Consider the following 20,296-nt stretch of genomic DNA (forward strand, 5'->3'; position numbering starts at 1 on the left):
AACTCCATTTATTTATAATTTTGTGGGATCTTCGTATGTATCTATATAAGGATCTACGCTTTCTAGATAAGGAGCTATTAATTTTACAGGAATTTCAGATTGAATAATGACCCATTTTCCATTTCTTTGAATATAAGGACCTGGCATGGGAATAAGTCCTCTTGGTAACAAATAATTTCCGAATGAAATGGCTTTTGTAATAAATATTCTAATTGTATTTAGAGTCTCAGGATTCAGTTCTTTTCCGTCATGAGTAAAAAGGTCTCCTGAAGGTGAATAAAGACGAATTTTTGGTATTAATTTTTCGCCATCAGTATCCAAAGTGAGTGAAGCATTTTCTGAATATCCAGTTAATTTGTTGATGGTATTTTCAAAGTTTGAAAAAATAATTTCTCCTGATGGTGAAGCGAAAAAATCGGATAAAATAGCAGATTTTTTTCTGAGACGTTCTGAAAAATCAATGATTTTATTTTGAGCTAATATCATGTCAAATAAAAAAGAAACGCTCGAATAATTTTTTGTGGATTCTGTTGGTAATAGAAAATCAGCGCCAGAAGACGAAACTGTAGTTAAAATATTATTAGAATCAGTTGGAGTTGAATTACTAGTTACTTTTGTAACAAATGTTTTTTGATTAGAAAAAACAAAGTTTTCTCCTTGGATAGACCAAAACATATCTAATTTAATTTTAAAATTGTTATTTAATAATGATAGAATACTTTCAACATTTTTTCTAAAGTTATTGCGATGAATACTAAAGCGACCACAGAAATCCCATGGATTTATTTTTTGTGAACAAATTGAATTTAAAAATTCAACAGGATCATTTATTGAAATTATAATTTGTGAATAATTTATTTTATTTTCAGCGTCATATTCCATGGCTTCTGAAGAAATTTCAATAGAATGATCAGTTAAAAATTTTTGAATTGATAAAGGAGCATTTTTAAAAATAAGACTTTTTAAAGTGCTTGAAGATAAATGAAAACTTTTTTTCAAATTTGGTTCGATTGCCAATAATATGGAATCTTTAAGGGAAAGTTGGAGTTGTGTACTTCCTCCAAATAATATGGTTTTCCCGTTCCATAATTCCTCAATAAGTGATGTTAGGGGTTGTGCAAAAGGGCTACCTTCTTCTTCTGCTGTCAGCTCCGGAGGTTTGTCACTTTGGATGGATGCTAAGGGAACTTCATCTGGAAAAATAATTTTATCGTATATTTCATTTTTTATAGGACTCGGGTCGAAAAATTCATTTTCAATTGAAGATTCGGAAGAAGTTAAGAAATCATTCAGAATGTTTTCGAGTGTTTCAAAAGATTTATCGCTATATTGTGGTTGTAAATCAAAAATAAAAAAACCTCGAGCTCCGACATCTCCCAACGGGGGAAGTGATTGTTGCGTTCTGGGGTTATTTTCTAGACCGATATTTTTTGAAAATTCATAGAGTTGTCTGTCGGTATTAGCCGTGTAGTTGAAAGCAACAGCAAAAGCGGGCTTGCCTATTCTTTTTGCAAGACTAGAAAGAGGTGGTGTTTCTGACTTCAAATTTTGATATAAAAAAATTAAGGTAACGAATGTTACTGTAATTAAAAAGCTTATTACTATGAAAATAAATTTTATAAAATTAGAATGTCTTTTCATATCTTCATTTAATTTCCTAATTATAATTATCGGAATAATTCAAATAGTTTTCTAGCCGCATCCATCCGCTTTGCTTCTTCTGAATTGGGATCAGTTTGTTTATATTCAATAAGTTCCATGGGAATTGCGGAAAGAAATCGTGAGGGTTTGGGTTCCATGTCTTTTGTCGATGCCCTACCCTTTTTCCGAAAACCGCAATGAGATATAAAGAGTCTATATTTTGCACGCGTGATGGCAACATAAAAAAGTCTTCTTTCTTCTTGAATTCCTGATTCGAGATCCAGACTTTTCTCGTGAGGTAGGATACCATCTTCCACGCCAATTAAAAACACATAGGGGAATTCTAAACCTTTAGAGGAGTGAATTGTCATGACTTGAACTTTATTTGTTGTTTCTTGAGCTATGTCAAACCGTGTTTTGTCCAAATGTAGAGCATCAATAACGGATTCTAAGCTTTCTGTTTCAAGATCCAGTTTTTCGATAACTTGCAGGACGCGGTTCACAATATCCATACGAAACTGAGCGATTTGCATATTGGCAGAAGACATGAGGATGTCCTTTTTCAGCCCGATGTTTTCGTAACAGTCTCTCAGTGCAGAAGAAATATCAACTTTTCTTTCAGAGTTTTTTAATTTCTCTCCAAAAGCATTCCAATAGTTTACAAATTCTGAAATTCCTTTGTGTGTATGAGATAATTTTTGAATTGTAGAAATAATTGTGTCTTGAGATTGGTTTTTTTTATTTTTAATATACTGCTCTTTAATTTTTTCTAACGTAGAAATTCCAATGCCTCTGGCTGGAATATTCATGATTCGAAAAAGGCTATTCATGTCATTCGGGTTATAGGCGAGCTTTAAATATGAAAACAGATCGCGGACTTCTTTTCTATCAAAAAAAGGAGTTCCTCCATGAATGGTATAAGGTATTTTTTTTTCAATAAACACTTGTTCAATCGGAATAGATTGACTATTTGAACGTACAAGTATGGCAATATTTTCATAATTTAATTGCGGCTGATTTCTTTTTAGTGATTCTATATTTTCAGTAACGTATAGAGCTTCATCGCGTTCATTTTCACAAGATTGAATGACAACAGGGTGTAAATTAGGCTGCTCGCTCCAAAGTTCTTTTCCCAAGCGCTCCGTATTTTCTCTAATGACACTATTGGCGGCATTTAAAATATTAGGGCTGCAACGATAGTTTTGCTCTAATGTTACTTTACGTGCTTCTGGAAAAGTTTTTAAAAAATCTGATATAATAGATGGTCTTGCGCCTCGCCATGAATAAATACTTTGATCATCGTCTCCCACAACGCATACATTTCGTGATTTTGAAGATAACATGCAGATGAGTTGAAATTGACTAAAACTTGTATCCTGATATTCATCAACCATTAAAAATGAAAATGCTTCTTGAACTGTTTTAAGTAAAATAGGATTATTTTTAAATCCAAGGACAGTTAAGTAAACAATGTCATCAAAATCAACTAAATTAAAAAGACGCAATCGTCTATTATAGGAATGAAATAATTTTGAAATAATTTTACCATCAAAAACATTTTTTTGTTTATTAAAATCTTCATTGGTAAAAAGATTGTCTTTATAAAATGATATTTTTTGTGCTGCGCTTTGTAAAGAAAGAATTTCTTCTAAATTGTGTTCTTTAATTGATTCTCTTAATAAGTTTAAACTTTCATTTTCATCAGCTATGGAAAAGTTTTTTTGCAGATTAAATTCATTATGATATTGTCTGAGAATTTTTAAGGCAAAAGAATGAAATGTTGAAAGTTCTACTTTACGAGCTGCTTTTTCGCCAATCATGGAACAAAGGCGAGCTTGCATTTCTTTTGCTGCTTTATTGGTAAAACTGACCGCAACAATGCTTTCGGGGCGAATGCCATCGTGAATCATCCAAGCTATTCTGGACGTAATTACCTTGGTTTTACCTGTTCCTGCTCCTGCTAAAACAAGCAAAGCGCCATGGGATGATGTGACCGCTTTTTTTTGTTCTTCATTCAATGATTTTAAAATATAATCCATAATATCCAAATTTAATTAAAATATATTTTTGCTAATTTCTAAAAATAAAATAAAGAAGTTCACTACCAAAAGTGCTTACAGCAAAGGCTCCTACTGCTAAAAAAGGACCAAAAGGGATCGCTGTTGCTAAGCCTTTTTTTGAAATAATTCCCCAAATAATTCCAAAAAAAGCTCCTATTATACTTGCAAAAAATAGAGAAAAAATAGCGCCCTTCCAACCTAGAACAGCACCTATAAATCCTAAATATTTCACATCTCCCAATCCCATTCCTGCCTTATTCCTGATAATTTCATATAATTTTGCGATGAAAAACAGACCGCCTGCGCCTACTCCAATTCCAAGAAGACTTTCATACCAACCCATTTGTGGATTTAAGCTACTGATAACAAATCCAATCATAATTCCAGGTAGTGTAATGGCATCGGGTAAAATTCGATATTTTATGTCAATTAATGAAAGTGGAATACCGGTATATATAATCCATAAAGAAATGAAAAAAGGCACATAGTTTGTATAATGAAATTTGCTAAACTGATATGAATATGATGAAAAAATATGAGGTAGAGTATCAAGAATGACCAATGGATTTAGAAATTTATAGAAAACAAATGTGGTTATTATTCCTGTAAATAATTCGATAATAGGATATTTTATAGAAATTTTTTCATGACAATGCCCGCATTTTCCATGAGTAAAAAAATAACCAAGTACAGGTATTAATGCGGTATTTGATATTTGAGTTTTACAACTTGGACAAAAGCTTCTTGGTTTAATAATTGATATTTTTAAGGGAACACGATATGCAACTACATTTAAAAAACTTCCCATGCTTATGCCAAATAAAAAAACAAATACTCCAAAAATAATATTTAATGTATTTAAATCTACAGACATTTATTTTTCCTTGACAAAATTAGAAAATTCAATCAACTATGCTAATCAGTCCGTTGTCGCATCGTTATTTTAATGCAAAAAGCGGAACAATAGAATTGAACACGAGAATAATATGAAATCAATCTCTAAAAATAGAAAAGCTTGGCACGACTACTACATTGAAGAAAAAGTAGAAGCTGGTCTCAGTTTAAAAGGCAGTGAAGTAAAAGTTTTACGGGGCGGGCACGGTAGTGTTGTGGAAGGCTACGCCATCATTCGGGAAGGACAGGCCTGGCTTTTGAATGCCTATATCCCTACCCTTAAAAATGCCAGTTATCTTAATCACGCAGAGCGTCGCGAAAGACGCTTGCTTTTGAATCGCAAAGAAATTGAAAAGCTTGACGCCGCCACTAGGCAAAAAGGCTATACCCTTATCCCCCTGGAAATTTATTTTGATGATAATAACAGAGTCAAGGTGCAACTGGGGCTTGCAAAAGGGAAAGCAAATCACGATAAGCGCGATTCGGAAAAAGAAAAAGATGCTAAAAAAGAAGCGCAAAGAGCCATGCGACGGTAGTAAAACTCAAAAATATTTTAATCAACTTCTACATTAATTGTAAATACTTTATCGCTGTCTAAACTATTTGCTGTTGTCGACTCCCCTTTATGGCGAGCGATGATTTTAATTGTTGTTTTTCCCTTGCCCAGAAACGAAAACTTATACACGGCATTTCCGGAAGCTCCCATTAATAAGCTAGATGGAGTGCAGCATTTGCTGCTTCCTTCATATGTTACCATGGAATTAGAATAACGCGGTTCAATATAACTATAAGCAGTTGTACTAATATCACGGATAACGACCGCGATTTTATCTCCTTTATCTGCTTCTATAGAGACAGTGTCTTTATCGACGCCATCAATAATTTCATATCCTTGGTAATCTGCTTGTTTTGGTAATTCATAGGTACGGGATGAGGATGTGCATCCAGCAAGTAGGAAGGGAGCGGATAAACATAAAGTAGCAAGAGCGGTTAATTTTTTCATTTTATTGCTTCCTGTCTAGTAAAAAAAGAATTAAATGAACATAAATTATCATCATAAAAAAAGATAAATTGATATAAAAAAAATAAAGCCCACCAAGTTCAATTGTGAAAAGGGGGCGGAGTCGCTTTTTTTAGCTAACACTACAAGTAAGTTTTGAAAGAGATTCTTTTCCTGTTAGCATAACAGAATCCCAGGAGCGGCGAGCTTCATCTCCTTGAAATTCTTCATCATAAGTTTCAAGAAGGTCTTGAATGCCATCGGCATCTTCAAGAAGGCTTAAAGCATTTACGGCGGAACGGAAATACCGCGCGGCTTCATTGGGATGGCGCTTTACTTTGAGGCAAAGACGTCCCATTTCTTCGTACCACTGAGCTTTTTCTTCGGGTAAGGCATACTCCCCGCTTTCACCCAGCAGATAAATGTAGGAATTGAGGGCGCGTACGTGATCCCTTGCTGCGATCATTTCAGCAATTTTGGGAGAGAGAGATTGAATGGTTTTGCGGGCGCGAACCTGCTCTCTTCGTTTATCTTCCAAGCTTTCCTGGGAGTTTCTCTCAATAATACGTTCGCAATAAGCTTTAAGGAGGCGCAGATCCTCTGGAAGAACTTGGTCACGTTCTGTTTCCAGAGTAGGGTTAATTTGGCGAAAAAGACCCAATAGCTCTGGTGGTTGAACATGCAAGTAGCTTGCAAGGACTTGTATAGCCCATGGCCTTTCATCCGGCCATACTCTTTCAGCTCGTTCCATTTGCCTAATCAGTTCGTGCATATCCATAGCTTCTCCTTGATGGCTTTTCTTCTTAGTAATAACAATACAGCAAACAACAAGCTCAAAAAACATTCAGCAACAAATACATGCGACTTTAGATCGCAATGGTCAAGACAATTTTTTGGCTGAGCCTGCTTTTAGTAAATTTTAATCCTTGAATGTAGGAAGCTTATCAGGATATTTGCCTGCTAACTATAAATTTCCTCATGTCAAACAAATTTATATCTCATGGTACTGATGAGTTTGTATAATTCTTTTTTCAGATAAATTTTTGATTGAATTTGATGCTATTTGAGGGCGTGTCGCATTTGATACAAGAGGACAAGGAACTGGCTCATAAATGATACACAGTTTGAGCTCTATGATATCCAAACGCTTGAATTAGAGTGCAAATCAGAATATTTAAAGTTGGCATGAAAATTGCTTGGTAGGAAAAGTTGTTCTTTTTATCTTTTCAAAGGACTTTTTGAAAAATAAAAGCAATGTGTTTTAATTTCTTTTGGAGAAACATAAATGTACACACTGTTAAATACCATTAAAAATATGAGTCAATCACCTAATTATAGTTCATCAGCAAATATGACTAAAGCGATTGCCGAAAATATTTTTAAGGATCTCAGGGCTTATGGCCTTGGCGACAAAGACATTGTTGCTATCTCTTCTGAAATTTTAAATCGACTCACTGACGATCTCAAAAGCCGCAACGAGAGAAACCAAGCTGAAAGCTAAAAAATAATAAAATGAAGGAGCTCAGTATTTTTATTACCAAGCTCCAAAGGTAGGACAGATTTTTTAGAATCTGTTAGAAACGGGTGCAGGATAATTGTTTATATTATCCTGCTTTTTTGAGGTGCTTTTCAGAAGATTTTCTAGCAACAACTTTTTTAGCAGTTGCTTTTCTCTTAGAAGCTTTTTTCGTCCTTTTCTTACGTGTTGGTTTCGCAACTAAGGAGAGTTTTGATTTGCGTTTTTTAGCGGAAGTCTTGCGTTTTCCAGCTGTTTTACGTTTACCAACTGTTTTACGTTTACCAACAGTCTTTCTCTTAGTCTTTCTTTTTTTAGGCGCTCCCGCTTTTTTAGTTGTGCGTTTTGCCTTAGTTTTTCTGCGAGTTGCTTTTTTAGCAGTAGTTTTTCTTTTTTTAGCTACTTTAGCTTTTGCAGACTTTCTACGTTTTTTACCGGTTGTCACTTTTTTTGCTTTTGAAGCACCGGCTTTTTTTCTTTTCCTTACGACCATATGATTTCCTCTCCCATCATCACGGATGACGTAAATTTCATGCCACATAGCGTCTCACGACGCGCTCTACGCAAAAAAGCGTCTCCCGACGCATTAAATTTGCGCTTCCCTTTCCTATCGACATCTGCGAAAATATCTTGAGTTTATTTAACGAGTCTCCTTGCCCTTCTAACGAAATTTTGGCAAAAGTACGAAAAAATACAACACACTAGTATGAAAAATTTATAGTAATTATAGGTATTTATATGAGAAATGAGATTTCTGAGCATAATTCTTCAGCCCCGGATGGGAAAACAAAATTTTGTTTTTTATTTGGTTCTCACATTGAGCATTCTTTGTCACCTGCAATTCATACCCGCTGGTTTCATGTTAACAATTTGAATTGTATTTATCTTCCGATGCAAATTCAGAATGAGTATCAATTTTTAAATATGATGAATTGTCTAACTCAGAGTCAGAATTTTTTAGGTGGAAATATAACATTACCATTCAAAAATTCAGCTTTGAAATTAGATTTTATGCGGTGCTCTGAAAACGTTAAAGTAACTCAAGCGGCAAACACAGTTTATAAAAACTCATTAGATGAGTGGTATCTTGAAAATACAGATATTGCTGGCATTGAATTTTCCCTCAATTCTTTGCTGGTTCCAAATTCAGATTTTGAAATGATTGTTTTAGGAGGAGGTGGTGCAGCATCTTCTGTCATTTATAACGGAATTATAAATAAGTATTGTTCACGCATTGTGTGTCTGACAAGAAATCCTGTAAAGACTCTGCAAAAGTACCCTTTTCTTGCAAACGAAAGAAAAGTTAATTTGTACGCATTGAACACGGAATCCTTGTATCAATGGAGGGCAGTGAAATCTCAATCCATGAAGAGCACTCTTCTTATTAATACGTTGCCTTTAGGTATGACAAACCAAAATACTAAGGGAGTATATGGAGAAGAAAATTATTTTGCCATGTCTCTCATTCAGTGTCTTGATAAAGAAACAGATTGTTACTTTGATTTGATTTATAAGGATACAGAAACAATAAGATTTGCTCAATATAAGGGTATTAAGTGTATCAATGGAAAGTTAATGTTAGAAACTCAAGCAAAAAAAAGTTTTTTTCTTTGGACAGGTGTGCTTCCTATGAATTGAGCAAAAGATCGGCGACGGATTGAAGCGTTTCCTCCTTTTTACAGAAAGCAAAACGTATCCAAGGTAAGCTCTTTGGTGCTTGTTTGTAAAAAGCAGAAAGAGGAATTGTTGTTACTTTATATGTTTCAACTAATTGCTTAGTATAAATGATGTCCGAAATGTCTCCTGCTAAATTTTCGTAACTCGCTGTCAGAAAAAATGTTCCTTCTGAATTATGGACAAGAAATCCGGCTCGTTCTAAAATGGACTTTAAAAAATTACGTTTTTTTAGATAACTTTCATTTTGTGAAAGCAGGTAATTTTGAAACCATTCTTTATTTTCCATGACACGCGCTAAACCTAATTGCGTGTAGGGACTGGTGCAAAAAACAGTAGCTTGATGCACTAAACGAACGCCATCTGTAAGATAAGCGGGAGCACATACCCATCCCGTTTTAAGACCTGTGAAGCCGAATGTTTTTGCTGCTGAGCTGATACGTACAACCAAATGCTGAATTTTTGGAAGTGTGCATAAAGAAACATGACGTGCGGGGCTATAGACCATATTTTCATAGACTTCATCGCTTAATACTATAGCATTTTTCTTTAATATTTTAGATGCAATGCGGTCGATTTCTTCTTCTGAAAATACTTTTCCTGTTGGATTATGTGGCGAATTAAAAATAGCAACAGAAAAACCTTGCGAACATGCAGCATCAAATTCTGACCAATCTATAGACCAGCCCCCTCCTCGGACACCAACGGGTGTATCAGGAGCATGAAGACGTACAGGAACAACTTCACCTCCCGCATTGGCTATGGCCTGGTAGTAAATATCGAAGGCTGGTTCGAAAACAAGAACGCGATCTCCAGGGTTGACAAAGGCATTTATGGCACAAAAAATCGCCTCTGAAGCGCCGCAAGTTACAGTAATTTCTGTTTCAGGATCGTAAATAACGCCTGTGGTTGATTCTACGAAGTAAGAAATTTCCTTGCGTAAAGCGGCTTCACCATGAGATGGTGCATATTGGTTATGGCACGAAAGGACTTCTTTTGAAATGGCATCTAAAAGTGCTGTAGGGCCGTAAAAATCAGGAAAACCTTGTCCTAAATTTACGGCATTATGCAAGTTAGAAAGTGCTGTCATTTCTGAAAAAATGCTTTTCCCGGTGGAGTTCCATCTTTTCGCAATTCTGTTAGGGCTTTGCATTTTTATATACCTTTAACTTAAATGGATGATTTTATTTTGAAGTTATAAATCATCGTGATTTTATGATTTATTTTAGACGCACGAGAGAAAATTCTAGGTCACATAGAGACATTCTTTTCGTGTTTGTAAAAACTAAATAGAGACCAGGGAGCTAATTTAAATCAAGAATCTTAAAAAAATCAACGTGCAACAAAAAAAATTATAATGGGATAAGGATTTGAGGCAGAAGTGGAATTTAAAAAAAATTCTTTAAATAAATTTGAATTTAATATGATTGAGAAACTATTAAAATTAGATAATTTAACGAAATTAAATAGTGGAAAAATATTATTAAATTTACAAATTTCAGGTGGCATGGACAGTATGTGTCTTCTTAATGCTGTCAGCAAAGTTTTAAATTCAAAATTTTTTATTACCCAAAATACATTTGAAGTCATTGCACAACATTTTAATCATAAAAAAAGAGGCATAGAGTCTGATGAAGATGCTGTCTTGGTTGAGCAAGTCTGTCTTAAATTAGGCATACCTTTTTATTTAGAAACTTATGATAATCATAAAATTGAAAATAAAAATTTTCAAAATGAGGCTCGTAAGTGGAGAAAATCAAAAGCTTTAGATTTAACTCAAACAATAAATTCGAATTTGACGTATGATCGCTGTTTTATTGTTACTGCTCATCACGCACGTGATCATGTGGAAACTGTGGTCATGCATTTGTTACGCGGTTGTTCTCTTAATGGGCTTTTAGGAATTCAAGAATTTGACGATCAAAAGATTTATTTTAGGCCATTTTATAATATTGAATATGAAAAAATAAAAAAATATTGTGATGAAGAAAGTGTGTCTTTTAGAGTAGATAGTTCAAATTTAACTGACGAATATGAAAGGAATTATATTCGCAACCAGATTCTGCCGCATTTTAAAAATGTAAAAAGAACTTATGAAAAGTCCTTTCTCTCTATGTCTGCGCATGTGCAAGAGCATTTAGAACTTGTATCATCAAGAAAAGATTTCATTAAGGGGCACAAAATAGTGTTTTTTAAAGGTATGTTATTATCTGAATTATATGAGCAGTTTATTATGAAAGAAAAAGATTTAATGAGAATTTTAACTCGAAATGTAATGAATAATATTTTTCATGAATTGGAAGTATTTAGTAAAAATGGGATGCTACAAAAAGAAATTAATTTAAGGGGGGATTGGATTGTTCAACTTATTAAAGGTAATGATAACATAGAGATAGATGTTTTTCAAAAAAAAACTAATAAATGAATTATGTAAGCGGCTTGACTTACCGAACTAACGTTGCAAATTGTGCAGTAGGGTGTAGAGTTCGCCTGTTTAGTGGCATAAGATACTTATGAGCCTCCAACCAGACTCGGGGCTGAATAAAGTGAAAGTTAAGGAGCTCGAATGGGTAAAGAATCCTGGGTGAAAGCTGCGTTGGTGTGGGCAGCAATTATTATTTTGTTTGTACTTTCTTTTAAGTTTTTATATAAGCCACATGAAGATGTGCAAAAGACATACCCTCAATTTCAGAGTTATGTCGAAAAAGCTGCGGGTGATCCTCAAAGTATTCTAAGCGTAAGCATTCGCTCGGATAATTTACGAGGCGATGAAATTACAGCAAAGCTAAAAGACAATACCTCTGTAATCACTTACGCACCTGCGGATGATGGCGTTCGCGCTCAATTGCGTAAAGATCTTGAAGGTAAAAAAATTCCTATTAACTATGAAAAGCCGGATGAAGGCAGCATGTGGATTAATTTTTTAACCATGTGGCTTCCCCTCATTATCATTGTTGTTTTTATGCTTTTATTCTTGCGTAACATGCAAGGTGCGGGCGGAAAAGCAATGTCTTTTGGTAAAAGCAGAGCTAAGCTTCAGTCGGATAGTGCTAATAAAGTAACCTTTAAAGATGTTGCAGGAATTGAAGAAGTTAAGCAAGAATGTTCTGAAATTGTAGCGTTCTTAAAAGATCATAAAAAGTTCCAAGATATTGGAGCAAGAATACCCAAAGGTGTTCTTATGATGGGAGCGCCAGGAACAGGTAAAACCCTTCTTGCACGCGCTATTGCAGGAGAAGCTGGAGTCCCCTTTTTCACTATTTCGGGTTCCGATTTTGTGGAAATGTTTGTTGGTGTGGGCGCTTCTCGTGTACGCGATTTATTCGAAAATGCAAAGAAAAATTCCCCTTGCATAATCTTTATCGATGAAATTGACGCTGTGGGCCGTCATCGCGGTGCCGGTGTCGGTGGCGGGCATGACGAACGTGAGCAAACTCTAAATCAACTGTTGGTTGAAATGGATGGATTTGAAGCAAACGATGCTGTGATTGTCATTGCCGCAACAAACCGTCCTGATGTTCTTGATCCTGCTCTTTTAAGACCTGGTCGTTTTGATAGACGCGTTATGGTCGGTCTTCCTGATGTTCGTGGACGTAAAGAAATTCTTGGCGTTCATATGAAGAAAATCAGGCATACAGAAGATATTAATGTTGAGAGAATTGCTTTAGGAACTCCCGGTTTTTCAGGTGCTGACTTGGAAAATCTATGTAATGAAGCCGCCCTTATGGCTGCGCGTAATGGCATGAAACGCGTTACAGAAAAAGATTTTGAAGCCGCAAAAGATAAAATTTTGATGGGACCTGAACGTCGTAGTGCTGTTTTACCTAAGGAAACAATTAAGGTTACAGCTTATCATGAAGCAGGACACGCACTCGTGTCACATTTCCTCAAATCACGTGAAAATGTGCACAAAATCACTGTCATTCCACGTGGGCAAGCTTTGGGTGTGACAGCTTATTTGCCTAAGGAAGACGTCTATGGATATTCAAAAGAAGATCTCCTGACTAAAATAGCCTTTGCTATGGGCGGTCGTGCCGCGGAAGAAATCAAGTTTTCTCAGTTTACCACGGGCGCTTCAAACGATATTCAGCAGGCAACAGAGCTTGCACGTCGCATGGTTTGTCAATTTGGTATGAGCCGCTTAGGGCCTATTAATTTTGGTCAAAAGAGTGAAAATCCATTTTTAGGGCGTGATTGGGGTGAAAGCCGCAACTATTCTGAAACTTTGGCGCATGAAATCGATATGGAAGTTTCAAAAATTATTAACACCCAGTATGAACTCGCTAAACAAGTTCTTATAGACCACATGGATGTTTTTGAGCGTGTTTCTAATATATTGCTTGAGGTAGAAACATTAGACAGCGAAGAGTTTTTAGCTGTTGTAGATACCGAGGCCACTTCGGAGCAAATTAAAGAAATGCAAGCAAAGAAAATCTCAAGTGGGAATAGCGAAGGTGATCAGGGAGGCACAAAAGCAGAGCAAGCCTCTACTATAAACTCCTTAAATACGACGCCAACGCCTGCTTAATATTAAGCTATTGTGGCAAAAAGCCTCAGTTTTCCTGCAAATTGGAAGCTGAGGCTTTTTCAATTTTAAAGGTGCTGACTTGTCATCAAATTAAAAAAAAGGAAATAAATGAATTTAACAGGTGCTCATAAATTTGAAGAGCTATGCCGTAAAAACAATTCGATTTGGATGGGAATTATTAACTTAACACCTGACAGTTTTAGCGATGGTGGTTTGTATAATATTAAGCAAAAGGCATTGAATAGAGCTCAGGAGTTAGTAAATAAAGGAGCAAAAATTATAGATTTTGGTGGGGTATCTACAAGACCATTCCCCCAAGAAATTAATGCAAATACGGAACTAGAGCGTGTTTATGAAGTGATCTTTTCTGCAAGAGCTATATTGCCAAAAGATATATTAATAAGTATTGATTCCTATTCTCCTCTTGTTACAAATAGGTTAGCAAAAGAGGGATTAATTGATATTATTAATGATCCCTTTTCTTCTTCTTGTGAAGAACAGATTGAGCTAGAAAATAATTCCTATATTAAAATTAATAATGCCTTTGTCGCCGCAAAATATAAATTAGGTTATATTATCATGCATATGCAAGGTAAGCCTAATAATATGCAGCTGAATCCACAATATCGTGATTGCGGTCATGAAGTGATTTCTTTTTTAAAAGAAAAAATTCAATTTGTCGAAAAAGAAGGAGTTTCATTTATTGCAGTTGATCCGGGTATTGGTTTTGGAAAATTATTAGAACATAATTTAGAATTATTATCGAAAAATTTTTTAAATAATCTTTCTAAATTAGGCAAACCTATTTTAATTGGGCTGTCCAGGAAATCATTTTTAGCAAAACTTTACCCTGAATGTATTGAACCTGTCTCAAGAGATAAAGTCACAAAAGAATTTGAATGGAAATGTATACAAAATGGCGTGAAAATAATTCGTTCTCATGTTATGCCTTCTGAACTGTGATTTGATGAATTGTTTAACGAAACAGGAAATAAAAATGGACTCAAATGAACTGTGGCATGTGATTCAAAATCAAATTGACACTATAAAAAAAGAAACAGATGCATCACACCATCCTATTTTAGAACGGGCATGTGATTCTATAAAACACGCCGTAGATAAATTTTTTGCAGAACAAGTTGCTATGGGGCTTCCTCACCCCCACCCTCGCAGTCGCATATATCGTTCGGAGCCTAAATTTTGGAATATTCGTGATACAAATTCTTTAGAAATTTTAAATTTAATTCTTAAAAAATCTAAAAAAGTAAAGAAGCCAGCGGCCTGTATTTTTGATTTAGATGGTACTTTATTTGATGTAGGATATCGTACAATTGGAATACTTAAAGAATGGTTAAATTCTGAAGCTGCTGCCAACTTTGAACAAAGTCTTGTGCAAAAAGTGGCAAAAATTAATTATAGTCACGTTGGTTACAGTTTGTCTCATATGTTTGAAAATTCAGGATTCGATTTAAGAAATCAGCAAATCGCAGCCCTTTTCTCTTCAATTGAAAGAGTTTGGAAAAGAAAGTTTTTTGATGGAGAAAGTCTTGTCAATTACGATCAAATAATAAATAATTCAAATATATTTGTGAATGAAATATATAAAAATAATATTGAAATTTTTTATCTCACGGGTAGATATGAGCATTCTATGTATAATGGGACATTAGAGCAATTGAATAAATTTAATTTTCCACTTAAGGAAAAAAATCTTATTTTAAAAGCAAATCCATTTGCAGATGATCAATTATTTAAAGCAGAACAAGTGCGTATTATATCTGAAAAATATGAAGTAGTAGCTAATTTTGAAAATGAATATTTAAATTTGGCTTATATGGCATTAGAAATAAAGAATGCTTTAAACATTATTGTGGACTCTCAGCATTCGGGAAGACCTACTCCCGAATTGGATATGATCATTTATCGCATTCCCCATTTTGACAAATAATATTGAGGGAATATATGAGCAGTAATAGTAAATATAATTTTGATGAAAATTTGAATCGTATAGGTACAAATTCTTTTAAATGGGATGGCAGAAAAAAATTTATTGGTTACCCAGATGTTTTACCTATGCATGTGGCTGATATGGATTTTTCATGTGCTCCAGAAATTTTAAAAGCAATTCAAGAGCGCGCAAGGCATCCTTCTTTTGGTTATGCTCTTATTTCCTCCGACTTTTTTATTCCTTTAATAAAATGGTTAAAATATTTTCATCAATGGGAAGTAGAACCGCATTGGTGCTTGTATAGTCCTTCTATCGTAACAACTCTTAGCTTAGCTATTTTTTCATTAACAAATGAAAACGAGGGTGTTATTATTCAGCCTCCGGTATATCCTCCTTTTATGGAAGTGATCAGAAATAATAATCGTCAAATTTTATTGAATCGTTTAAAGCAAAACTCAAATGGAAAATATGAAATTAATTTTGAGGAATTTGAAGATCTATGTAAAAATAAAAAAGCAAAATTGTTTATATTATGTAGCCCACATAATCCCGTTGGAAGAGTATGGCAAAAGGATGAGCTTTCAAAGCTTGCGGAAATATGTTTGAAATATAATGTCACTCTCATTTCAGATGAAATTCACAGTGATTTGATATATTCACCTCATAAACACATAAGTATTGCCTCCTTAAATAATGAAATATCATTAAACACTATTACATGTATTTCTCCATCGAAAACATTTAATTTACCAGGAATTTCTTCTTCTGCTATTGTTATTAAAAATAAAGAACTAAGAAATAAAATAAATGCCGCTTTTGATCGTTTTCATCTGACACTTCCCTCAGCTATGGCTATTGTTTCATTTGAATCCGCTTATAAATTTGGTTATTCTTGGCATAAAGAGCTCATGCCCTATTTGGAGCAAAATCGGAATATTGTTAAAAACTGGGTTGAATGCAATTTTAAAAACGTGCTTTTTTATATGCCGGAAGCTACATATTTAGGTTGGATTTCATTTAAAAATTTAAAACTAAATGACGGAGAATTGAAAAAACGCATGCATGAAGTTGCCAATGTGGCCTTATATCCAGGGTCTAAATTTGGTGAAGGAGGTGAAGGCTTTATGCGCTTGAATTTTGGTTGTCCAAAAAGCCAATTAGAAGAAGCTTTAAGTAGGATGGAAAAAATTTTTTAATTTAAAAATAGCATTAAATAATTAGAATAAAATGATATTAATTCCAGATCATCAAATGCTCGTCTTCTTTTACTCCTATAAAACTTTGCAAAGATATTCTATAATTTTCGGTAAAATTTCTTACGGCATGAGGTTTTCTCGTATTTATAATGACGAGTTCTCCCACTTCAGGTTTAACAAGGACAGATTGAGGTAAAATCTCGCGCCAATTTATTTCTGAAGAGTCTTCAATGAATTGATCAGTAGGAATTCCTGGAACATCCCATAATTCAAGCTCTCCTCCTGTATTGGGCATTGCTATATAAATGTTTGCAGAAAATTGTCCTCGTATTTTTACGCCTTTTTGTTGGAGTCCATCGTAGTGCGGCTGTTTTTCAACCATGTATGATTTTTCGGGGCGTTTCATAATACGTGCAATACCAACATGCATTTTTTTTCCTTCAAAATTAGCAATGCTTGCTCCTGGACTCCAGATTTCATCAAGCTCTAATCTGAGCTTATCAAAGGGGGCAATATTTGGAGCACATTCTTGCCTTATTTCACGAATTGCAGGAATCGCTTTATTAAAATAATTTTTGTAATTAGGGCTGTTTTTCAAATGACCAAAAGTGGTATTGTAAGAAACTCCTACTCTGTCAACGCCATAGTCAACCAATTGGATTTCATCATTTACTTTGAGATCATGGGGGTGGCATTCCAGTTTAGGATGATTCAGATAAAAATTTGTCAGCTTTTCTGACAAATAATTAGAAATATAATTTGGAATTCTCAATGCTAAAATTTCTTCATTAAACAATTTTTTAAGTAGATCTTCTGTAATTTTATCATTTGTAATAATTTTGCTATTCATTGATGATTTATAGTTTTTTGATATAGCCTTACTATGAATTAATACTTTGTAGTTTTGGGGGGTAATTTTGTTACTAATTATTGATTTTTGATTTTGCGTTATATTATTCATTTAATCTCTTACGACTCCTGTGTTTTAAAATGTTTATATTATTATTTCTATATATCTTGTTATTTTTATTAATAAAGAATTATTTTTTTAAATATATATTTTATTGACTAAAATCAATTTATAATAAAAATAAATAATTAAAATTTTTATTTATTTTTAATAAAATCGTAATATTTATTTCATAATATTTTAATTATTTAAATAAATTTATTAAGATTATGTTGATCAATTTTAATTTATAATATAAAAATAGTTTAATATTTTTTATCTTAATATAAGAAATATTTCTGATACTTTATTTTTGTACAGTGATTTTTTTAAAAAATATAAAATATTATATAAATTATTCAATTATTTCATCTGTCAGTAAGTTGAGTTTTGCTTAAAATTTAAAAAATGAGTATGGTATGTCAGGTCATATATCTAAAAATATATTTGTATTTTTCGTTATTTTTTTGTTAATTTATGAGTTTAGTGTTTATTTATCAAATGATATGATTATGCCTGCCATGATTGATATTGTGAATGAATTTTCGGTAGGTGACGAGTATATTTCTACTTCTCTGAGTGTATTTATTTTAGGGGCGGCTAGTTTACAAATATTTTTAGGACCTCTGTCCGATCGTTATGGACGCAGAAGATTTATGTTATTTGGAGTCTTCTTTTTTATATTAGGATGTTTCATAAGTGCTTTGTCAACATCCATTTATCAATTTCAGATATCAAGATACATGCAGGGAATGGGGGTGTGTTATATTGGTGTCATTGGGTACACAATAATTCAAGAAATGTTTGAGGAAAAAAAAGCTGTAAAAATAATATCTCTCATGAATGCAATCTCAATTTTAGGCCCCTTATTTGGGCCTTTAGCGGGGAGCTTATTTTTGGAATATTATAACTGGAGAGGAATTAATATTGTTATTGCTTTTATAGCAATAATCTCATTATTTGGGTTTTATTTTTCTTTTCCTAATGAAGAAAAATTGTCATCTTTTTCTAAAATTACCAAGGAGAATTCTAAAAAAATATCAATTTTTTATATAATAATAAATTATATCGATATATTAAAAAATAAAAAATTTATAATGGGAGTTATTTCTTTTGGTCTGATTAAAATTCCATTTGTTGTTTGGATAGCTATTTCTCCCCTATTATTAATTAAAAAGGCGGGATTATCCAATGTGGAGTATGCTTTATGCCAAATCCCTTTTTTTGGTGGCGTGATTATTGGCATTTTATATCTCCAAAATCTTTTAAAATTTTATTCACTTAATAAAATTATTATGATTGGTAGTGCTATTTTAGGGAATGGTCTTATCGCTGCATTTCTGTTTTCAATCCTATTTCAAGAACATTTCCTTACTATTATTATTCCTTACTTTTTATACTCCGTAGGTTTAGGTATTGTAAGTTCTCCCATTAACAGATTAGTCTTATTTTCTTCTTCTGCGACAAAAAGTTCTGTAGCCGCTTTATTGAGCTTTATTGCAATGCTTATAGTGATATTAGGGATCAAATCTATGGAGTATTTTTATCAGAATCAAAGTAATATTGCATTAGGAGCTTTTGGTTTTACAGTATTTTTTTTGTATTTATTTTTTATAAGTTTATTTCTTAGAAAAAAAGAAAATGAAGAAGTTATTTCTGAGGAGGTAAAAGTTTGTCATTAAATAACTTATATAAATTTCTTTTTAATTTTAAAGAAAAATTTCTTGTTGCTAATTTGACGCTTTTTATTTCAACAATATTTTTAATGCTATTTGTTAAATGATGCCGTTTGTAAAATTTTAACGTGGGGTTTCAAATGCATTTGACACAATTAACAAAAATATTTTTATTATTCATAACCTCATTTTATATGATTTCCTTCGTTTTTGCAGAAGAATGGTATGGTCCTACTTTGGGGCCACTCGCACAAAAATCTAAATTTATTATTTATATAGCATCAGATTATCAAAATGGAGGTGTGACTGCAGTTTATCGTGGGTTAGAAGATGCTTCAAAAAAATTAGGTTGGAAATTGGGAATTATGAATGGGAATGGCAGCAAAGAACAAATTCAAAAGGATCTTCAGGATGCTGTAAAACAGCAACCTGATGCCATTGTTTTGGGAGGATTTCAACCTACAGATTTTTCAGAAAATATAAAACAGGCTAAAGCAGCACATATCACTCTTGTGGGATGGCATGCGGCGGAGCGTCCTGGAACTCACCCCGATCTTTTCGTAAATGTAGCAACAGATTCAAATGAGGTTGCGACAGTAGCAGCTCGTTACGTTATTAATGAATCTAAAGGAAAAGTAGGTGTTGTTATTTTTAATGACAATAGATTTGACGTCGCAAATGCAAAAACAAAAGCAATGAAAGAAGAAATTCAGAAATGTAAAAGATGCAGCGTTCTTTCTATTGAAAATATTCCTATTGCCAATGCCGCATTTGAGGTATCTCTAGTTGTGCCTAAATTGATTAAAAAATTTGGTAAACAATGGACTCACACTTTAGCAATTAATGATATCTATTTTGATAATATGAATACTCCTCTTAATGAAGCTAAAAGAAAAGATATTAAAAATATTTCTGCTGGAGATGGTTCTAATTCTGCTATTAGTAGAATTAAATCCGGTTTATCACAGCAAGTGGCAACGGTTGCAGAGCCTCTGCGCACTCAGGGATGGCAAATAGCAGATGAACTCAATCGCGCCTTTGCAAGAGAAAAACCAAGCGGATTTGTAACAAAACCCATTCTGGTTACAACAAGTTTTTTAAAAAATTTAAATAATAAGAGTATTGAATCAAATATAGGATACGAAAAAGCCTATTTGAAAATTTGGAAAATAAACGAGAAATAATATTAGTGAAAAAAATAAGGTTATTTTCTT

General features: G+C 33.5%; 18 protein-coding genes. 10 read left to right on the plus strand and 8 right to left on the minus strand.

All coding sequences use genetic code 11. The features are described from left to right. Positions 1–12: 12 nt before the first annotated feature. From AXG55_RS01040 to AXG55_RS01050, 3 genes are read right to left on the minus strand one after another with little or no spacing between them, the layout of a single operon-like run. Entirely contained in the window at positions 13–1,641 is a 1,629-nt protein-coding gene (locus tag AXG55_RS01040) for a hypothetical protein (RefSeq protein WP_148696302.1), read from the minus strand. 26 nt (positions 1,642–1,667) lie between these two features. After that, a complete protein-coding gene (locus tag AXG55_RS01045; protein ID WP_148696303.1) occupies positions 1,668–3,680 on the minus strand; it encodes an ATP-dependent helicase in 2,013 nt (670 codons plus the stop codon). Positions 3,681–3,711: 31 nt separating this feature from the next. After that, positions 3,712–4,575 carry a prepilin peptidase gene (locus AXG55_RS01050; RefSeq protein WP_148696304.1) on the minus strand — a complete coding sequence of 288 codons (864 nt, stop codon included), beginning with the start codon at positions 4,573–4,575 and terminating at the stop codon, positions 3,712–3,714. A 94-nt stretch (positions 4,576–4,669) separates the two neighbouring features. On the opposite strand from AXG55_RS01050, the gene smpB reads away from it, so the two are divergent. Next, positions 4,670–5,131 carry an SsrA-binding protein SmpB gene (smpB, locus tag AXG55_RS01055; protein ID WP_272866917.1) on the plus strand — a complete coding sequence of 154 codons (462 nt, stop codon included), beginning with the start codon at positions 4,670–4,672 and terminating at the stop codon, positions 5,129–5,131. A 17-nt stretch (positions 5,132–5,148) separates the two neighbouring features. On the opposite strand, the gene AXG55_RS01060 is transcribed toward smpB, so the two are convergent. Continuing rightward, positions 5,149–5,598: a protease inhibitor I42 family protein gene (locus tag AXG55_RS01060; RefSeq protein ID WP_148696306.1), complete on the minus strand. Its 450-nt coding sequence runs from the start codon at positions 5,596–5,598 to the stop codon at positions 5,149–5,151. A gap of 130 nt (positions 5,599–5,728) precedes the next feature. Next, on the minus strand, positions 5,729–6,373 hold the full coding sequence (locus AXG55_RS01065; RefSeq protein ID WP_148696307.1) for a hypothetical protein: 645 nt from the start codon (positions 6,371–6,373) through the stop codon (positions 5,729–5,731). 507 nt (positions 6,374–6,880) lie between these two features. Here AXG55_RS01065 and AXG55_RS01070 point away from each other — a divergent pair. After that, positions 6,881–7,096 (plus strand): hypothetical protein, encoded by a 216-nt coding sequence (locus AXG55_RS01070; RefSeq protein WP_148696308.1) that lies wholly within the window; start codon positions 6,881–6,883, stop codon positions 7,094–7,096. Between the two features lie 103 nt (positions 7,097–7,199). Here the strand turns inward: AXG55_RS01070 and AXG55_RS01075 are convergent, their stop codons facing one another. Further along, a complete protein-coding gene (locus AXG55_RS01075; protein WP_233231283.1) occupies positions 7,200–7,604 on the minus strand; it encodes a hypothetical protein in 405 nt (134 codons plus the stop codon). 245 nt (positions 7,605–7,849) lie between these two features. Here AXG55_RS01075 and AXG55_RS01080 point away from each other — a divergent pair, with 245 nt between their 5' ends. After that, positions 7,850–8,749: a shikimate dehydrogenase family protein gene (locus AXG55_RS01080; RefSeq protein WP_148696310.1), complete on the plus strand. Its 900-nt coding sequence runs from the start codon at positions 7,850–7,852 to the stop codon at positions 8,747–8,749. Here the strand turns inward: AXG55_RS01080 and AXG55_RS01085 are convergent. After that, positions 8,739–9,938, minus strand: a complete 1,200-nt coding sequence (locus AXG55_RS01085) for an aminotransferase class I/II-fold pyridoxal phosphate-dependent enzyme (protein ID WP_148696311.1) — start codon at positions 9,936–9,938, stop codon at positions 8,739–8,741. The genes AXG55_RS01080 and AXG55_RS01085 overlap by 11 nt on opposite strands. A gap of 228 nt (positions 9,939–10,166) precedes the next feature. On the opposite strand from AXG55_RS01085, the gene tilS reads away from it, so the two are divergent. The 5 genes from tilS (at position 10,167) to AXG55_RS01110 (ending at position 16,457) form a co-directional block, all read left to right on the plus strand. Then, complete coding sequence (gene tilS, locus AXG55_RS01090) at positions 10,167–11,210, plus strand: tRNA lysidine(34) synthetase TilS (RefSeq protein ID WP_148696312.1); 1,044 nt, start codon at positions 10,167–10,169, stop codon at positions 11,208–11,210. Positions 11,211–11,351: 141 nt separating this feature from the next. Then, a complete protein-coding gene (gene ftsH / locus AXG55_RS01095; RefSeq protein WP_148696313.1) occupies positions 11,352–13,313 on the plus strand; it encodes an ATP-dependent zinc metalloprotease FtsH in 1,962 nt (653 codons plus the stop codon). Positions 13,314–13,421: 108 nt separating this feature from the next. Then, positions 13,422–14,276: a dihydropteroate synthase gene (gene folP, locus AXG55_RS01100; RefSeq protein ID WP_148696314.1), complete on the plus strand. Its 855-nt coding sequence runs from the start codon at positions 13,422–13,424 to the stop codon at positions 14,274–14,276. A gap of 34 nt (positions 14,277–14,310) precedes the next feature. Then, positions 14,311–15,261: an HAD family acid phosphatase gene (locus AXG55_RS01105; protein ID WP_233231284.1), complete on the plus strand. Its 951-nt coding sequence runs from the start codon at positions 14,311–14,313 to the stop codon at positions 15,259–15,261. Between the two features lie 14 nt (positions 15,262–15,275). Beyond that, positions 15,276–16,457, plus strand: a complete 1,182-nt coding sequence (locus tag AXG55_RS01110) for a MalY/PatB family protein (protein WP_148696316.1) — start codon at positions 15,276–15,278, stop codon at positions 16,455–16,457. A gap of 37 nt (positions 16,458–16,494) precedes the next feature. Here AXG55_RS01110 and AXG55_RS01115 read toward each other — a convergent pair whose 3' ends face one another. After that, the gene (locus tag AXG55_RS01115) at positions 16,495–17,418 is read right to left on the minus strand and encodes a 2OG-Fe(II) oxygenase family protein (protein ID WP_233231285.1); all 924 of its coding nucleotides are present in this window, start codon (positions 17,416–17,418) and stop codon (positions 16,495–16,497) included. A 407-nt stretch (positions 17,419–17,825) separates the two neighbouring features. Here AXG55_RS01115 and AXG55_RS01120 point away from each other — a divergent pair, with 407 nt between their 5' ends. Both AXG55_RS01120 and AXG55_RS01125 read left to right on the plus strand, forming a co-directional pair. Beyond that, positions 17,826–19,088, plus strand: coding sequence for an MFS transporter (locus AXG55_RS01120; RefSeq protein ID WP_148696317.1), 1,263 nt, complete (start codon positions 17,826–17,828; stop codon positions 19,086–19,088). A 134-nt stretch (positions 19,089–19,222) separates the two neighbouring features. After that, positions 19,223–20,266, plus strand: a complete 1,044-nt coding sequence (locus AXG55_RS01125) for a substrate-binding domain-containing protein (protein WP_148696318.1) — start codon at positions 19,223–19,225, stop codon at positions 20,264–20,266. Positions 20,267–20,296 lie beyond the last annotated feature (30 nt).

It is taken from the genome of Silvanigrella aquatica (assembly GCF_001907975.1).
Classification (GTDB): Bacteria; Bdellovibrionota_B; Oligoflexia; order Silvanigrellales; family Silvanigrellaceae; genus Silvanigrella; species Silvanigrella aquatica.

Coding starts and splice junctions, on each gene's coding strand:
- ftsH (WP_148696313.1), top strand. CDS start 11,352: ATGGGTAAAGAATCCTGGGTGAAAGCTGCGTTGGTGTGGGCAGCAATT.
- AXG55_RS01060 (WP_148696306.1), bottom strand. CDS start 5,598: ATGAAAAAATTAACCGCTCTTGCTACTTTATGTTTATCCGCTCCCTTC.
- AXG55_RS01110 (WP_148696316.1), top strand. CDS start 15,276: ATGAGCAGTAATAGTAAATATAATTTTGATGAAAATTTGAATCGTATA.
- AXG55_RS01115 (WP_233231285.1), bottom strand. CDS start 17,418: ATGAATAATATAACGCAAAATCAAAAATCAATAATTAGTAACAAAATT.
- AXG55_RS01045 (WP_148696303.1), bottom strand. CDS start 3,680: ATGGATTATATTTTAAAATCATTGAATGAAGAACAAAAAAAAGCGGTC.
- AXG55_RS01105 (WP_233231284.1), top strand. CDS start 14,311: ATGGACTCAAATGAACTGTGGCATGTGATTCAAAATCAAATTGACACT.
- AXG55_RS01085 (WP_148696311.1), bottom strand. CDS start 9,938: ATGCAAAGCCCTAACAGAATTGCGAAAAGATGGAACTCCACCGGGAAA.
- folP (WP_148696314.1), top strand. CDS start 13,422: ATGAATTTAACAGGTGCTCATAAATTTGAAGAGCTATGCCGTAAAAAC.
- AXG55_RS01125 (WP_148696318.1), top strand. CDS start 19,223: ATGCATTTGACACAATTAACAAAAATATTTTTATTATTCATAACCTCA.
- AXG55_RS01065 (WP_148696307.1), bottom strand. CDS start 6,373: ATGGATATGCACGAACTGATTAGGCAAATGGAACGAGCTGAAAGAGTA.
- AXG55_RS01120 (WP_148696317.1), top strand. CDS start 17,826: ATGTCAGGTCATATATCTAAAAATATATTTGTATTTTTCGTTATTTTT.
- AXG55_RS01080 (WP_148696310.1), top strand. CDS start 7,850: ATGAGAAATGAGATTTCTGAGCATAATTCTTCAGCCCCGGATGGGAAA.
- AXG55_RS01075 (WP_233231283.1), bottom strand. CDS start 7,604: ATGGTCGTAAGGAAAAGAAAAAAAGCCGGTGCTTCAAAAGCAAAAAAA.
- AXG55_RS01040 (WP_148696302.1), bottom strand. CDS start 1,641: ATGAAAAGACATTCTAATTTTATAAAATTTATTTTCATAGTAATAAGC.
- AXG55_RS01070 (WP_148696308.1), top strand. CDS start 6,881: ATGTACACACTGTTAAATACCATTAAAAATATGAGTCAATCACCTAAT.
- AXG55_RS01050 (WP_148696304.1), bottom strand. CDS start 4,575: ATGTCTGTAGATTTAAATACATTAAATATTATTTTTGGAGTATTTGTT.